We start from the raw sequence: 17,786 nt of genomic DNA, 5'->3' as shown, positions 1-17,786 counted from the left end.
TATGATTGTACTATATTAAATATATTTTCTGTGCACAAATACTTTCGTTCTACAGCGGTCACCATGTCAGTCATACTCTGCCTAACGGGTGCCGTTTTTGTCAGTGCCCAATCTATAGGCCTAGCATCTTATGAGTACTTTACGACCATCGCCACCTATGTGTCGGCGCAACAAGATCAAAAAACCGGCACCGGAACACTCCTTGTGAGCCGGCAGGATGCAGACCGAGGAACTATACATACCACTTATTTTTTAACCCCAAAGACATCCTTTCTCCAGCGATACGGCGGTGGAACGGCACTCAGTAATTTCAAATCGAACGAAGAACTGGCCATCTATTCAATCAGAAACCGGGACGGATCGCTGACTGCATTAACGGTGACTAATAATAATCTTTGGTTTCTTGATCCGGTCATTCAAGAGGGCGAAATTTTAAGCGTCGATTTACAAAGCAAGTCACTCTCGATCAAAATATTGCCATCGAACATAACGATGAAAGCGACATATTCAGCTGAAACACAAATTCAAAAACCCAAGAGCGTCACTGGTACAGAAACAGACCTTGTGGTAGGAAAGAGGGTCAAAGTTAGGGGCGTAGTACGAAAAACCGGCGTAACAACCGCTATTGAACAATCGTACGTTATCTGGATTCTCCCCGAACATGGCGAATAACATGCGCGATCCTCTCCCTAACGCCCTGCGCGACCGACTAACCAAACAATGGGGCACCGGAACCTATTCCGCGATGCTCCGGGCTTTTAGCGTAGCCCAAAAACCCACCCTCCGCGTCAATACACTCAAATCTTCAGACGAAGCAGTGATGGCTGTGTTTCGAGATGAACAAATCATGTTCGAAAGGATCAAGGCCGTGCCACACGCGTTTCTAATCAAGAATCGAACAGACGATGAACTTCTAGGACACCCGCTCGCGAAAGACGGGAAAATATATTTACAAGGAATCTCTTCAATGATCCCTCCGGTTATCCTTGAACCAAGAGCCGGAGAAAGGATCCTCGATCTTTGTGCTGCACCGGGGTCAAAGACAACAGAAATAGCCATGATGACGAATAATGCCGCCGAGATTATTGCCACAGAAGACAATGAGGTCCGCTTTCAAAAACTCGAAAACACTATTCGCGTTCAAAGCGCAAAAGTGAACGCGAGACATACGGACGGCACACTTTTGCATAAAGAATTCCCGGAATACTTCGATAAGATACTGGTCGATGCCCCGTGTTCAGCCGAAGGCCGGATCAACATCAATGAAAAACGGACGTTTGGTTTTTGGTCAGAAAAGAACATCGTCGAGCACGCAAAGCTCCAGCGTCGGCTCTTACGGGCCGCCGTGGGCTGCCTCAAGCCAGGTGGAACGCTTGTCTATTCAACCTGCACCCTTGCACCCGAAGAAAACGAACAAATGGTTGAATGGCTCATTACTGAGTTCCCTCAGATGAAGCCCGTTGAAATCTCGCTCCCGCTGCAAAATGCGAAAAAAACTGCGCATAAAACTATCACCATGCTGCCGGACGAACGCATGGAAGGATTTTTCGTCGCCAAACTTACAAAGCTAGCTTAACCCCAAGTTTACTTGTGGAACTTCGGCCAGAATGGGAAGTGAACGGTATCAATCGAAGCCCATTCAACTAGGCCTGGAAGATGAACAGAGGCAAAATTGATGAACTCGCTAACCCGTCTAGCCAAATCTACTCGGCGCAGTAATTGAGTCGAGTCCACAACATCAGTCTCCGTCAGAGGTTCGCCCACAGGCAGCTGGTCAATGGCCGGCTGGTCAAGATCAATCACATAGTCAGCCCAGTTAAGGCCAAAGAAATTTCGAGCGAGAGATTCGCCCTGAATCCAACGGATTTCTGGATGTTCAATAGTCGCCTCTGGTGCAAACGCATACACCCTGTCAGAGCTCGGCGTTTTCACGAGGACAGTTCCTGGTTTTGGCGGCATCGGCTGGCCATCAACGAAGGCCTCTATAAACGAATCGCTCACGAATTTCACCGCCGAAAAGTCCGAGATATAAGTGAAAAATACTTTCGCATTCATAAACGGCCGGCGCGTGCCCGCGGAGGTGATCAAATACACGGTCGAAGAACTCAGACTTCGTACATAGTCGCCCGGTACGAGAGTGGTACCCTCCGGAAAAGAACTAATAGGCGTAACGATCTCCGGCAACGGCTCTGGCAACGGCTCTGGCGTCTCAGGGGTAGGGGCAGTGACCGGCGGCAGTCCTCCAGGAGTCCCGGTACCGGGCGTGCCTCGCTGAGTCGGAGCGGGTGCAAAATTAAAGGTCACTGTATCTGCGCTTGGATGATGCGATGAGTCCGCCGTAGATAACGTAACCGAAACCCCGACAGAAGTAGTGGAGGTTGAGAAACCGCCAGCCTGCTGAAAAATATCTTCACCCAAACCGTTTAACGTACCGGCCGTCATACGGTTATGTGTCGGGCCGTTTTCTACAGCCAGAGATACTGCTTCGGCCGGAGCATTGCTCGGTGCAGCTGTCCATGCGTCCGCATCATCCCGGTAATACCAAACACCGTCAGTACCTCCGTGGTCTCCTGCTTTATTAGAAGCGATCACGCGCCATGAACCATAAACCTTGTAACTGTTTCCGCCATCAAAGGTGAGGGCAAAAGAAACAATTTCTCCGGCCTCGCTTGCCGAGGCAGAAACCGAGGAAAGAGTTGAGCCGCTCGCAATATCTACATCAGAAGAAGATGTAGTAAGCGTGGTATAAAACTTCCCGACTGGCGCACCGCCGATAACGGATTGACTCAGTTCATTCTCAATAATGTCAAGAATCCAGTTGATATTCCCTGTTCCGCGCGCCATACTCTGAACGAGACCGGTAGACGATGTGTAGGTAGCGATCCGTTCTCCCGTAGCCGCGTCAAACTCCATTACGCCAGCCGAACCGCCCTCTGCGGGCGGGGTAACATAATTTGAGTACGCGACGAGCACATTGCCGGTTACAGGATCCAGGGCGGCCGCATTAGTGAACGCACCGGTTGGATACGAGCCGATCACGGCTCCCGTAGAGGCGTCAATCTTGTTCAGTTTATCAACACCATCGGCCTCCCGATATGACGTCTCCCAAAGAACATTCCTCGATGAGTCATAAAGCAGGCTGCCGTAATCGCTGGCGGAAACATCCGGCACCGGAAACAAACTTGCAGACTCAGTTACGTTCGCAAAAGTACCAGAAGTGGCTGATAATTTTATAAGTGAGCTGCTGTACGTATTATCAACTTCAACCCACATGGCATGCTGGGTAGAGTCATAAACTATTCTATTAGGACTAAAACTGAGCGCCACGGTGCCGACCACCGCTCCATCAGCAGGATTGATTCTTTTTACCTCATGGCCGTCGTTTGTTAGAACCCAAATTTCGTCTAACTCAGGGTTATAGGCTATCGACCACGGGGAACCAGCGATAGTAAAACTACTCGCGCCGAGCGTTCCAAACGCGTACGCACCCGTGGCTGCATTAATAGCTACAACTTTGTTTAAGGCATACTCGGAAAGCCACAACGTGTCACGCGTAGAGTCATGGCTGATTACAGCATTACCAGTTTCTCCCGTCAGCGCCGTACTGATGGTCTCAAGCCCGGTCGTCATAGAAATCCCTTTCAGCGCAGGCAAGGAGTTCGTTTGTGTAAACCACACACGTCCATTCGTATTGTCAGTAAAAACCCGCCCCTCCGTGTAACCGCTGCCTGGAAACAATGTGCTTCGAACCGCGATGCTTGATGAACTACCCCCTAATTGAACATCATTCACCGGCTTTATAGTGCAAACAATTTTTGTAACGGCTCCGTCAGCCAACACCAGATGAAGATTCTCAGGACGAGTCACACCATCAGTTAAAAGTACCTGGCCAGTCACCGTGGGACTTAAACGAGAAATAATGAAATCTACTCCGCCAATAGTCGCGCGGCAACCTGGAAGTATTTTTGTTCCGGTAAGACTCACCGCCGCTCCGCCGCTGCCGGTTTTCAATGTGCCCTCGCCCTGGTTTGTCTGATCAAACCAAACGGCTGTTCCCTTCACGTCTTCTTCCGTTAACAAGGCCGCATTATCAAAATCAACGAGCGCAGCCAGCTGATCATCATCCTCGGTAAAAATAGATACATCCGAAGCATCCAATACCCCATACAGCGAATCCACGCTAGTAGCTGTGCCAAAGACAATTGTCGAAGAGACTCCCCCGTCATCCTCTGAGTCGTCAACTCCTGTAACGGTCACCGTCTGCGGAGTAGTGTAATTTAAAGCGGTGAACGTCAGCGAGGCTGGTGACACGCTTGCCTCCGTAGCGTCAGACACCGAAAGCGGAACGATGACGTTCGCCGTTGGCTTGCCACGAAGCGCCACGGTAAATGTGGCGGTTGACCCAGCTTCAGTCACATTGCCAGAAACCGTGGTCCGAGCTAGCCCCGGCTCGCCAAAACGAATATTCGTATTGTTTCCGTCATCAACACAATCAACATAACAGTGGACTTGCGTAGCGTTAATGTTGTTAACGTCCTTCACGTGCGCCGAAAAAATCGTGAGGCTTCCTTGAAAGTCCACACTCGCCTGGACACCCGAGGAACTGCTGACAATTGTCAGGATATTCACCACTGGATCACTGTGCGTGCTCGCCAGCAATCGCGTTGCACCTGAAACTACTGTAGTAGTCGAAGCTGGCAAAGTTAGCGTGACATCACTAGTGGTGGTGGTAGCTACATACAAATTGTTAAATGTCGTGGATCCAGAAAGTGTCGGGGTTGCCCCAGTCAAAACGACAGTTCCGGTATTTGCGTTAAATGTACCGGCGGTGTGAGCAAAATTGCCGGCTATGGTGAGTGTCTGAGCACCCTGCGAAAATGTACCGTCGGCTTGGGTATATGTGCTCGTCATCGTTAACGAACGCGCCATGGTAATCGTTCCGGTGTAACCAGAATTAATACTCAAGCTAGTGATGGTCCCTGCAAAACCAGCATCAATAGTTGAATCCTTGGTAGACGTCCCGTCAAAAACCACGACATCTCCGGAAACAGGAACCGTGTCCGCAGACCAGTTAGCCGCACAGGACCATTTATTACCGTCCCCTGCCCCGCCTCCGCATGTTCCGTCAGTCCCCCCGCCATCCCAAGTCCGAGTGACCGCCAACACTTGATTCAGAAAAAGCGAGACACTGAGCATCGGCACCGTAATTGCTACGAGAATCAGGAGAATGATTCTGTGAAGCCGATGATTTGCAAAAAAAGGCAACCATGGTTCAGGCATATTTACTTCAGTATACCAATGTTATGCGAACATTCGCCGAGTTCTCCACGCTTCTTTGCGCAGCCGAACAGATGCCGTACACTAGCTCCATATGGATCTCTTTGACGTGCAGCTCAAAACCAAACTCCCGAGTACTCCCCTTGCGGAACGCATGCGTCCGCAGACGCTTGAAGACTTTGAAGGTCAGATGGCGATTATTGGCGAAGGAAAATATTTGCGCACCATGATTGAGCGAGACAATCTCCCCTCGCTTATTTTTTGGGGACCGCCGGGAGTAGGAAAAACTACACTCGCCCAGATCATTGCAAAAATGACAAAAGCGCGTTTTCTTCCGTTAAGCGCAGTCTCTGGCGGGGTGAAAGATGTACGAGATATTCTCAAAGACGCAGAAGAACGCCGAAAGTTTTATGGCGAACGGACCATTCTCTTCGTCGACGAAATCCATCGCTTCAATAAATCGCAACAGGATGCATTTTTGCCCGCGGTCGAAAAAGGAATTATCACGCTCATCGGCGCCACCACGGAAAATCCGTCTTTCGAGGTGAACTCCGCGCTTCTCTCGCGTGCCCGCGTTGTGGTGCTCGAACGTTTAGGGGAAAAAGAACTCTCTGCAGTAATCCGTCGAGCCATCACAGACAAGGAGTCAGGACTCGGGAATGAGCCCATCGCCATGGATGACGAGGCTGTTCAAGCGCTGGCACTTTTAGCAAACGGAGATGCTCGGAACGCCCTGAATACATTGGAGATTGCCGCCAAAATATCCCCTCTTGTGGATAACGCCATACACATCACGAAGGATGTGCTGTCAGAGGCTCTCCAGAAGACGCATTTGCTCTACGACCGCACCGGGGAGGAGCACTACAACATCATTTCTGCGCTCCATAAATCCATGCGCGGAAACGATGCGGATGCCGCCCTCTACTGGCTGGGCCGAATGCTCGAAGCTGGAGAAGATCCGCTCTACGTGGCTCGTCGGCTCGTTCGGTTCGCTGCGGAAGATGTCGGTCTCGCAGATCCGGCTGCGCTCGTCCAAGCCGTTGCAGCATATCAAGCGTCCCATCTGCTTGGGTTGCCGGAATGCAATGTAGTCCTCGCACAATGTGTTGCCTATCTAGCCAAAGCACCAAAATCAAACGCCCTGTATGAAGCATACGGAGCCGTTCAACAAGATATTCGCGATCTCCCGAATGAGCCAGTGCCGCTTCACATCCGAAATGCACCCACCAAGCTCATGAAAAATCTTGGCTACGGCAAAGACTATAAATACACTCCCGCTTTTAAAAACAAAGAAGATGCAAAGCAGGAATTTTTACCCGTAAAACTCCAAGGCAAAAAATACCTCAAATAATTAGAAAGATACCCAAAAATCAAGGGGATAAACCAATAAAATTAACCTAGCCCAATATATAATATAGAGAGGCAAAATTTTGCCTGCAAAAAACATGAGTTTTCGTAATAAAACCTTCCGGTTGCTCTGGAGCACATGTTTGCTTATCGGACTTTCTTTTTCCGGTCTTTTAATTGCGCGCGCCACAACCCCAAATCCTGGCCATCCTTGGACCGGCGTTGGGGACGGAATATTTGCCATCACCGGACCCACACTCCTCCGAACCTTTACCGTTCCTGACGCAGATGCCACTATTCTTACCTCGCTTACCACTGACTTTGGCGGAACCAATGCAGCCATGACCGTCTGTAACACGGCCACCTGCGACACCCTCTCACTCGCCACTAACACTGATGCCGACACCGTATCGATTGGCGACTCGCTTGATACCATCAACCTCGCAGCTACGACGCTCGCCGTCACTCTCACCACCACGAGCAGCGCCACGTTCGGCTCGTCTACAGCTGGCAGTGATATTTTAGCGATCACCCCTCAGTCGGCGGGCGCAGCGGCAAGTTTTACTGGATCTATAACTTCTGCAGATTTAACCGCAGGCCGTACTTGGACATTGCCAGATGCAACCGGCACTATCGCCCTCACCTCTGACATCACTGGGGCGGCTGGCTGGACGGATGGCGGAACGGATGTGACGCTCGTGACAAGCACAGACAACGTGGGCATTGGCGGCGTTTCGCTTGGTAAGTTTTCTATAGATGGTGATACAGATGAAATCCAATTGCTTGTTCAGGGTAATGCTACACAGACTTCAAATCTGGCGGTCTTTGAAAATAGTGCGGGAACTGATCTCTTCGCTATTGCTGGAACCGGGGCCGTAACCCAGTCATATGCTGGAACAGGCAATGCTTTCTCCATAACATCAACATCAACTACCGCCTCAACCAAAGGCCTTGACGTGTCACACTCCGGCGCCATTACAGGCACTGGATACGCTGGTTATTTTTCCAAAACTGGCGCGTCCACAACGAACGTCGGCCTCTATGCAACAGCCTCGGGAGCAACAAATAACTATGCGGCAATTTTTAGTGGAAACGTGGGTATTGGAACCGCTACTCCCGCCTCTGTGCTTGACGTTTACTCAACCAAAGCCGGTGGTGACGTTCTAACTTTTAAAAATGGAAATACCGCTGACTACATGTATCTCGGCGTGACGAACAATTCCAACAAACAACTGGCTTTAATTGCTTACGGTGATACCCAAGCCGGAGTAATGTTTGGAGCCCCCCGCGGAGGCGCGGCGGTTGTGCTCGGGTATAACGGGACTACTTCGCTACTGGTGGGAACCCTCGACAGTCATCCGGTTATATTTGGCCAAAATAACGCGGAAGCAATCAGAATTGCAGTAGGCGGCAACATAGGTATTGGCGATACCACTCCAGCTTCCCTATTCACCGTTGGTAGCGGAGATCTATTTCAAGTGGATTCCTCCGGTGCCATCGTTGCTCTAGCCTCCATTACCACTGCCGCTAACCAATCAACCCTCAATACCAACATCAGCGTAACCGGAGCTGACGCGGCCTCACATACTCTCAATTTCCAAATTGACGGAAATACGGGTTTTTCATTAGCTGCCACTGGCGATGGCCTTGGAGGAGTAGGAGCTAGAACTATTACTCTTGGTCTGTCTGGAGACACTCTAAACCTAGCTGGCTCAACCGTTGCTACTACGCTCACCACCACGAGCAGCGCCACGTTCGGCTCGTCTACAGCTGGCAGTGATATTTTAGCGATCACCCCTCAGTCGGCGGGCGCAGCAGCAAGTTTTACTGGATCTATAACTTCTGCAGATTTAACCGCAGGCCGTACTTGGACATTGCCAGATGCAACCGGCACTATTGCCCTCACCTCTGACGTCACCGGGGCAGCTGGTTGGACAGATGGTGGAACAGATGTGACACTCGTGACAAGTACAGACAACGTGGGCATTGGCGGCGCTTCGCTTGGCAAGTTTTCTATAGATGGTGATACGGATGAAATCCAATTGCTTGTTCAAGGTAATGCTACGCAGACTTCAAATCTGGCGGTCTTTGAAAATAGTGCTGGGACTGACCAACTGATAATTACGAACGCTGGCAATGTCACCGCCACCGGTGATCTCACCGTCAATGGCGGTGACCTTACAACCGGCAGCGGAGCCCTGACGGTAACTCCAGCCGCTGGCTCAAATCTGAACATCGTACTCTCAACAACGGGTGATTTTGCAGTAAACACAAATCAACTATACGCAGACACATCCACTGGATTTGTTGGTGTTGGCTCCGCCGCACCCGCGCACCGATTCACCGTTATAGACGGAGGAACGGTGGCCACAAACGGCTACGTAGCGGGGTTCCATCAGGACGATTTTAATCCGTACCTCATGGGTCTGTTTAATGACACTTACAGCTCTGTAACCCCAGGAATCGAACTGGCCGTTGATAACACCGGCACAGGTCTCATAGGAACTCCAGCCGCAACAAGTCTTCAGTTGTATACCGGAAGCTTTGGAACTCCGAGGCTTACTATTCTTGGCGCGGGGAATATTGGAATCGGCGATACCACGCCAGCTTCGCTCTTCACTGTTGGCAACGGCGATCTTTATCAAATTGCCAGCACTGGCGCCGTAACTCAAGCTTTTGCCGGCACCACAACCACTGCTCACTCAATAACTGCCAGCGCTATCACTTCAGGTGCAGGGATGCTCCTAACGGGTAGTGGCGCCAGCTTGGCGTCTACCGGAAGAGTGGTAGACATTGAAATGGGAGCCGCGACCACCGGCAACGGATTGCTTATCCAAACAACCGGAGTTTATGCGCCTACAGCCGTTACCGCAGGTCTTATTAACCTGACAGCAGACAGCGCTACCACCGGCAACCTCTTGGTAATCCACGGTACGGCGCTCACTTCTGGAGCCGCGATTGATATTAATGTTGGAACTGGCCATGCCATTGATATCACCTCAACCGGAAGTATTATTCAGATAGCATCAGGGACTGCCGGAAATACTGGAATCATCAGAGTGCCTACTAATAGTGCCGGCCAAGGCACCTGCGCTACCGCGCAAGCCGAAGGAATCATCTTCCAAAACAATGGCGGAACACAGATTGGTCGTCTGGCCTGTGTAGCCAACGGCACGACTCAGCTAACTATGTTCGCCCAAGCTTTTACCGCCGCCTCTACTGACTTGGCCGAAATGTACAGCACGAATCCGGCCGACAACCTGCAAGCTGGCGATGTAGTAGCGCTCTCTGCCAGCGGCAATCTCTTTGTTGAAAAAACGGCGTCACCAACTGACCCACTGACTATCGGGGTTATTTCTGACAACCCCGGTTTAGCACTCACCGGTATAGCGGAGGCGACCGGCGCTGGCGACACAACCAATGGACGATATGTGGCCCTCAAAGGTCGCGTGCCGGTAAAAATCACTGATGAAAATGGACCGGTTGCAGTTGGCGATCTCCTCTCCCCCTCCTCTACCCCGGGTCTCGCCATGAAAGCAACCAGCGGCGGAGTAATCATTGGTCAGGCGCTTGATTCATGGGCAAGTGGCCAAGGAGTTATCAGAGTGTTCGTCGGTCAGGATACCAGTAGCGCAACCGGCACATATGTTCGGTCTGTCACGACTTCGCCATTAACCGGACTCATCAGCACCCCTTCAGGCTCTGATGTACTCATGGGATTAGATTATTCCCAAACCTTATCTGGCGATCCTGCTCTAGCCGCTAACGCCGGTATCTTTGGTATGTCTGGACTGATATTCGAAGGCTCGATTGATGACACCTCAGAAACCTTCATAGCCATAACTAACCCAACAGCTGACCGCACAATCACCTTCCCGGATGCATCGATCACAGTCAATGCCGCTGGAGATTTGAGCGGCACAACATTAGCAGGATCAATCATTACTTCGAGCCTAACCGCGGTTGGCACACTAACGGGTGGTTCGATCGCCTCCGGCTTCGGTCTAATTTCAACCGCGAGCGACATCACTACGAGTTCGAACATTTCAACCTCCGGCTCTGGAACTATTACCTCGGCCGGATTATTAACCGGCACAAGCGGCGTCACGATTGGCAATGGCCAAGCTTACACTGGCGCTGGAGCCGTTGATGTCACCACGGGCAGCAATGGAGACCTGGCGTTAAAACCCAACGGCACTGGGAAAGTTGCCGTCGGTAATTCGGATACTACCGGCACGCTCCTGGTTCTTGATACAAAAACAGATGCGGGCGATCCCACCGGCGTAAATGGAGCCATGTACTACAACGCCAGCATGAATAAGTATCGCTGCTATGAAAATGGTGCTTGGAGAAATTGTTTGGGTGGTGATACGCAACTCGGTAAGTCTTCACTCACAGAAACAACTCTCTCGGGAACCACGAGCGCCACCGCTAATCTTATTAGCACCGTCAGCATTACCCCGTCCACGCCTTCTGGCGACGTCTACGTCACGCTCGATCTATGGACCAAGAGTCTCAGCAACACCGACCAAACAGTCACGGCCGAAATCAGAACTGGCAGCTCGTGTAACGCGGGTACGCTCCTTGACTCCGGTACGGCCGCGCTCACCAGCGCAAACAATGCCAACGGTCCATCAATTTTCGCCGCCGCGCTGGTGGCCAATGCCGGTGCAGCCGTTCAAACCTACGCGCTCTGCGCCTATTCATCCACCGCATCCGGAGCCTCCGCTGGCGGGATGGCCGTCGCTACAGTTATTGATTCTGGAGCTGACTTGGCCGAATTCTACACCACCAAAGACTCGACTATCGAAGCCGGTGATGTGGTCGCTTTTGATGGCTCGCTCAAAGCAGGCGTCAAGAAAACAACGTCAGCCTATCAGCGCGACACGCTCGGAATTATTGCTACTCGTCCAGGCGTAGTCATGGGCGGTGTAGACGATGAAGGCGTCACCGCTCTGCCGGTAGCTCTTTCCGGTCGTGTGCCAGTTAAGGTGACGGGCGAAAATGGACCCATTGAACCAGGCGATCTGCTCACCGCATCCTCAACCCCCGGCGTCGCCATGCGTTCCACACTTCAGGGACGAGTCATCGGTCAAGCATTATCAGGTTTCTCCGGCGAAGGCCTAGGTACGGTCCTCACTTTCGTAAATAACTCCTACGCTCCAGAAGCGCCACTCGTGGCTGGCGCAACTGACCCAGTGATCACTAACGGCTCAACAGCGCCAGCAACGGCAACTACAACCGTCCCGGCCTACGTAACAGCTGAAGAACTGGCAATCGCGATCGAGACGGCTAACACCACAATCACCGCCGCTCTCGCCGCTCAAACAGCTGCAGAACTGACCGTCACCAACGCTCTCTCGGCCGGCCTCGACGGGCTTAATTCACGCCTAACCATCATGGAAACAAGCGTTTTAGCCAATAATTTAGCTATCGCTGACATTCAGAGCCGTTTAATTGCGTTGGAATCAAATAGCCTAGCCATAACTAGCCTTAATTTACCTGGCACGTTAAACGTGACCGGAACTGCTACTCTCACCGGTGGTTTGCAAGTAGACTCGATCAGCTCAATCGGCGCCCGACTCAGCATCTTGAGTGACCTGAGCATCATCGGCCGCCCTTACTTTAATAAGGACACAGGTGGTTTTGCAGTCATTCGTTCCGGCGATACCTTTGTTCGGGTTACTTTTGACAAACCATATGATGTCGTCCCGGTAGTTCAAGCTTCCGTCACGTTTGAGAAGATCCCAGATGAAATAGCTGCCTCGCTTGATGAAGCGAATTACTTCAGTAGCGGTATTCAGTCAGTCGTCAGCCGAAAAGATGTGACTGGCTTTACCATCATGTTAAACGCACCGGCTACAGCTGATCTCACGTTCAACTGGGTTGCCTTAGCCATCACTGATGCACGCACAGATGAATCGAGCACGGCAGCTACCACCATTGCTCCTGCTCCTGCCCCTGTTCCCGCTCCCGCTCCTACCCCTGCTCCCGTAGAAACGGTGACAACTGACACTACTACCGCCCCAATCGATACAACAGCTTCAATCGCCCCAATCACGGATACCACCACGGTTCCAATCGACACGACCGTTACCGCTGTTGATCCTCTAGCAACCACAACAACAGATACCACCATCATCACGACACCGCTCGACACAACAACCATCGTCACCGATACAGCTCCAACCACAACCACTACCGATCCAGCACCAGTCACCGAACCAGCGCCGGCACCTGTCACGGATCCAACTATAACCACAACTACGACTCCTTAAACTTCCTTTGTTTTTACATCGCATGGTAAGATTTAGTCATACTAATAATGACAAAGGAGGCGGTCTTGTTATGAAAATACTCGCGGTAATTGCCCTCATCGTCTACTCACTTTTCTCAACTGCCGGCAACATTTACCTTGGCCTAAGGCTAATGTCAGTGCCCCAAATTATCCCGACGCAGGATATCATGGCTGAAACTCTCGCCGCCGTAGGCAATTTGGTCGAATTACCACAAGGAGTCGTACCAACAATCGCCACTGTTGAAGACCCAGAAATTCTGAAAAAACAAGGTCTTTTTCCCACCGCACTCAAAGGCGACATGATTCTGGTCTATCCAGAAGAGAAAAAAGCTATTCTCTACCGACCCTCAACCAATAAAGTGGTTGAAATTTCTGTCGTAAGCTTAGTCCAAGAGCCCCAAGCAGAAACGTCTCCAGCTCCAGCTCCGACACCAGAACCAATGCCCGCACCGGCCGCCCCTCCTATTTCCCCCTAATCTATAACCCACCGTCTATCTCCCACCGTTTTTCTTCTCCTGGCCTCGCTCGGCCTACTTTTTGGTGCACCTATCGCTCGCGCAGGCACGTTATCCTGCACGGTCACTACATCTTGTCCAACGGGAACAGTTCTTTTACGAATGTATGATCCAAATGGCAACCATGCCGAGATACCCAGTCAAGCAAACTATACCTATATGGTTTGTTGTTCGAATGTTGTCGGGCTTGGGACCAGCTGTGTTACCGGTGTAAATGCGACCGTAGTAAAACTTTCAGGCGCGACCAACGCTCATATTGAGCAAAACACGGAAGCAAACTACTCAGGCAATGACGCCTGCCTGTCGGTCGCGGCTGGTGGTACAGTTTCAGTCGGCTATCAAGCAACTAACTGCTCCGGTTTCGATACAACAATCGGTTCGATGACGGCCACAACTAACAGTCATATTGGTGATGGCAATGCTTACTCCGTAAAAATTTGTGCGACGGCTCTGCCCCCGCAAACCCTAACCTTTAGCGTCAGCGATAACTCAATCGGTTTTGGCTCTCTTTCAACTAGCCAATCGACCTATGCTACCGGCGACACCAACGGCTCAACTACAGAAGTCGAAGCTCACACGCTAGCTATCAGCACCACCGCCTATAATGGATATGCGCTAACCGTCCGGGGCGCAACCCTGACCGCCGCCGGCGGTACTATCACCGCTATTGGTGGAACCAACACCGTCCCGACTGCCGGCACCGAACAATTCGGTCTCCGTCTGACTGCTGCTGGCGGAGTTGGCACGGTTACCTCTCCCTACGCGGCCTCCGGTTTTGCTTATAACGCCACTGATTCAACCGCCGTCCAAGTAGCTGGCGCTACTTCCGGCGACGACGTAACTACTACCTACTCAGCCAGATACCTAGCCAACATCACCAGCCTAACTGAATCCGGAGCCTACTCCACTACCTTATATTACGTGGTAACTGGAACTTTTTAACCTTTTACTTAATCCACACTCATACTGACATAAATTAGTTATCAACATTCACTCCCCACTCTCCATAGTTAATAACTATTGCTGATATAATAATAATGATAAACGCTGGATTCAAATTATTACGTATGAGCACGGATTCGTTTAATAAAAGTATAAAATCCAGCCTCAGCTTGATGGTGGCGATCGCTGCCATGGTCATAGGTCCATTGCTTGGGGCGTTTACTCCGATCGCTTACGCCGCCGGCATCAGCGCGATCTCAGACGTCATGACGGATCAGGCGCCAAGTGCCACTTCAAACCACACCCTTTCTTGGACCAGCACTGGACAGAACCTTACCGGCGGCACTATCACAATTGATTTCGCCTCCGCCAATTTTTCATTCCTGGCAGCGGCTTCATGGGTCACGGCCGATTTTGCTTTTACAGACACTAACCACACTGCTACAGCCCCGCTGACAGTGGGCGCAGCTCCTTCCTGTACAGCTACAGATAATTACATGGTTACAATTGATGACACTAATGAAACCTTCACTATCACGTTCTGTTCCGGTTGGGTAGCTAATACTGCCGCTACCGCTACAACTTTTCGCGTGTTTGGTACAACAGCCACAGGCGCTGGCACTATCTCAAATAATGTTGATGTAGATTCCTCTCTTTACACCATCACATATGCCACCGGTAACACCACCAGTGGCCAGGGGGCAATAGTCATTGAAACTAACGCTGACGTAGTAGTGACGGCAACTGTGAACTCAACTCTCACCTTCGCTGTCAGCGATAACACTATCGGTTTTGGTCCCCTGGATTCAGCCGATGACCGTTTTGCAACAGGCGACACCAACGGATCTTCTACTGCGGCTACTGCCCATACCTTTGCCGTAGCCACAAACGCCGTCAGCGGATTCGCGGTCACTATAAACGGATCCACCCTGACTTCCTCATCCGCAGGCAACCCCACAATCACCGCAATCGGCGCAGCCAATAGCGCTTCCTCGGTTGGCACCGAACAGTTCGGCGTACGCTACACAGTCGCCGGTGGCTCAGGCACGGTAACGTCGCCTTACGCGGCAGCTGGATACGCATATGACACGGCCAGCATGAGCACATACGTTGGAGACCAAGTCGCGTCTTCTACCGGGCCGTCTGCAACCTCAACCTACGACGCCATCTATGTGGCGAACATCACCGGCTCCACAGAAGCAGGTACATACACCACTACGATTAATTACGTAGCCACCGGAACATTCTAATTAAACACAAAAAATGCCGCCCGTGGCGGCCTTTTTCTTTTCAGGCGTGTGGACTGCTCCGTGGACAACGCCCAATGGAATTGGGAGTATAGGTCTAGACTGGATCACCAGTAACCTGATATGAAAAAAATGCTTTTGGGCATGTTTGGATCTGTTATCGGCATTTTGCTGTTAACACAAAATGCATTCGCGCTGACCGTTTCTCCAGTTAAGCTTGAAACAATTGGAGATCCAGGCAAAACCATCACCGGCGAAATCATTCTTTTAAATGAAGAAGACAAAGAAATAACCTATTACTCTTCCTTCGAGCGGTTTGACGCCGAAGGAGAATCCGGAAACCCCGTCTTCTCCAAAGTAACAGAGGGTCTGCCGACCTGGATAACCATCCGCGACTCAGTCACCCTGGGGCCGCATGAGCGCCTCACCGTCCCGTACACAGTAGAGATTCCGAATGACGCCGCCCCTGGTGGAAATTTTGCCGCTATATTCTGGAATACTGTTCCACCGGATGAACTAAATACCGGCGAAGTTGCTCTTGGAGCAAAGGTCGGAATACTCATGCTTCTCCGTATCTCTGGAGATATTCTGGAGGGAGGAAATCTTCTCGAATTCGGCATTAAACATAATCAGACTTTCTTCACTGCCCCGCCGGTCGACTTCTGGTATCGTTTTAAGAATACCGGTATAGACCGTGTAAAACCATCCGGAACCGTCACCATTAGGAATACTTTCGGTCTTAAAACAACGGAGTTCAACGCAAACCCAACTGATGGCAACGTGCTTCCCGATAGCATCCGGAGGCTAACAACATACTGGAACGAAAAGGATTCCCAGGGCAGCGAAATAAAGTATCCAGAGGAATTAAGTTTTGCATCCCAAGTGAAATATGAATTGACGCATTTTCACCTCGGCCGATTCACCGCAAAACTTCATCTCGAATACGGAACCGACGGGAAAACTACTGACGCCAAGGTCTCATTCTGGATGATTCCGTGGCATGCACTCATACTCATTATTTCCGCGCTCTTCGTGGCCCTAGTTCTTGGTATAATCTTTATAACGCGGTATAACCGCTGGATTATTAAGAGGGCACATGCGAAGACGCAAGTCTAATCACAGGCCACATGGTTTTTTAGTCATAGCTCTCGCTGTCATATTACTAACGGCGGGAGTTTGGCGTTTTGTTGAATTAACTAAAGCAGACATCACGGAAACTGTGACTGTTACGGCCACAGTGCTTGGCTGTGGCGACGGCATCATCCAGATTGGGGAAGACTGTGATGGCGCAAACATGAACAGCCATACTTGTGTCACTGAAGGTTACGCCGGTGGCTCTATCAGCTGCTCAGCTAGCTGCACACTTAATACTGCCTCATGTTCAGCTATCGCCTCAACCGGCGGCGGTTCCACTCCACTCGTGGTGGTTTCTTCAACTAATGAAATCTTTACCGGACTAGCCTATCCAAGCAGCCCGATCACCCTCCTTAAAGACGGACAAAAATTTGGCACCACTACGGCGGATGCAGTTGGCGAATTCTTGATTAAAGCGAATAATTTTATAAACGGAACCTATACCTTTGGTTTTCAAGCTACGGATAGCGCTGGCAACTTCTCGGCGTTAACAACCGTCACCCTCACGGCCAACGGAGGCACCGTTACCACGCCAAATATCTTCATCTCTCCAAGTATTAACCCGGTCTCCACCGTCATCTTGCCCGGAGACCAGCTTAAAATCACCGGTCAAAGCACCCCCAGGGCAGCCATCACGATCAATCTCTCATCTCCCGCAGGAACATTACTAGCCACGCAACAGGTAACTGCAAATTCAAACGGTGCTTACGCCGCTACATTCAATACGACCGCCTTAAGACTAGCAGGAGCATACTCTGTAACCGCACAGGCCAGCCTCAATAATCTGACTAGCACGCTCAGTCTCCCCATGTCTTTCACCCTTGGCGCAGCCCCAATCATCTACATGCCCGGCGACTACAATGAGGATCAACGCGTCAATTTAGTAGATTTCTCCATTGGCCTCTACTGGTACAAAGAGCAACTCTCAGACGCATTTAAAATTCTAGAAATTCGCCACGGTAACGGCGATGGCCGTTTGAACTTGGTTGATATAAGTATCATTGCATATTGGTGGACAGGATAGCT

General features: G+C 50.9%; 10 protein-coding genes. 9 read left to right on the top strand and 1 reads right to left on the bottom strand.

Annotated elements, in window-relative coordinates; translation table 11 throughout:
• Positions 1-30 precede the first annotated feature (30 nt).
• Both WC813_00405 and WC813_00400 read left to right on the top strand, forming a co-directional pair.
• Entirely contained in the window at positions 31-672 is a 642-nt protein-coding gene (locus tag WC813_00405) for a hypothetical protein (protein MFA5946469.1), read from the top strand.
• Position 673: 1 nt separating this feature from the next.
• On the top strand, positions 674-1,576 hold the full coding sequence (locus tag WC813_00400; GenBank protein MFA5946468.1) for an RsmB/NOP family class I SAM-dependent RNA methyltransferase: 903 nt from the start codon (positions 674-676) through the stop codon (positions 1,574-1,576).
• An 8-nt stretch (positions 1,577-1,584) separates the two neighbouring features.
• Here the strand turns inward: WC813_00400 and WC813_00395 are convergent, their stop codons facing one another.
• Positions 1,585-5,280, bottom strand: coding sequence for a hypothetical protein (locus WC813_00395; GenBank protein ID MFA5946467.1), 3,696 nt, complete (start codon positions 5,278-5,280; stop codon positions 1,585-1,587).
• A 91-nt stretch (positions 5,281-5,371) separates the two neighbouring features.
• Here WC813_00395 and WC813_00390 point away from each other — a divergent pair, with 91 nt between their 5' ends.
• The 7 genes from WC813_00390 to WC813_00360 all read left to right on the top strand — a co-directional run bounded on the left by WC813_00390 (position 5,372) and on the right by WC813_00360 (position 17,784).
• Complete coding sequence (locus tag WC813_00390) at positions 5,372-6,628, top strand: replication-associated recombination protein A (GenBank protein ID MFA5946466.1); 1,257 nt, start codon at positions 5,372-5,374, stop codon at positions 6,626-6,628.
• Between the two features lie 94 nt (positions 6,629-6,722).
• The gene (locus WC813_00385) at positions 6,723-12,902 is read left to right on the top strand and encodes a hypothetical protein (protein ID MFA5946465.1); all 6,180 of its coding nucleotides are present in this window, start codon (positions 6,723-6,725) and stop codon (positions 12,900-12,902) included.
• A gap of 70 nt (positions 12,903-12,972) precedes the next feature.
• Positions 12,973-13,398: a hypothetical protein gene (locus WC813_00380; protein MFA5946464.1), complete on the top strand. Its 426-nt coding sequence runs from the start codon at positions 12,973-12,975 to the stop codon at positions 13,396-13,398.
• 198 nt (positions 13,399-13,596) lie between these two features.
• Positions 13,597-14,379 carry a hypothetical protein gene (locus WC813_00375; GenBank protein MFA5946463.1) on the top strand — a complete coding sequence of 261 codons (783 nt, stop codon included), beginning with the start codon at positions 13,597-13,599 and terminating at the stop codon, positions 14,377-14,379.
• A 125-nt stretch (positions 14,380-14,504) separates the two neighbouring features.
• Positions 14,505-15,629: a hypothetical protein gene (locus tag WC813_00370; protein ID MFA5946462.1), complete on the top strand. Its 1,125-nt coding sequence runs from the start codon at positions 14,505-14,507 to the stop codon at positions 15,627-15,629.
• A 120-nt stretch (positions 15,630-15,749) separates the two neighbouring features.
• The gene (locus tag WC813_00365) at positions 15,750-16,742 is read left to right on the top strand and encodes a hypothetical protein (protein MFA5946461.1); all 993 of its coding nucleotides are present in this window, start codon (positions 15,750-15,752) and stop codon (positions 16,740-16,742) included.
• Positions 16,723-17,784, top strand: coding sequence for an Ig-like domain-containing protein (locus WC813_00360; protein ID MFA5946460.1), 1,062 nt, complete (start codon positions 16,723-16,725; stop codon positions 17,782-17,784). The genes WC813_00365 and WC813_00360 overlap by 20 nt, the downstream gene beginning before the upstream one ends.
• Positions 17,785-17,786 lie beyond the last annotated feature (2 nt).

The organism is Patescibacteria group bacterium (assembly GCA_041659765.1).
Taxonomy (GTDB): Bacteria; Patescibacteriota; Patescibacteriia; order UBA9934; family UBA9934; genus JAGORL01.
This window is presented reverse-complemented; position numbering and strand designations above follow the sequence as displayed.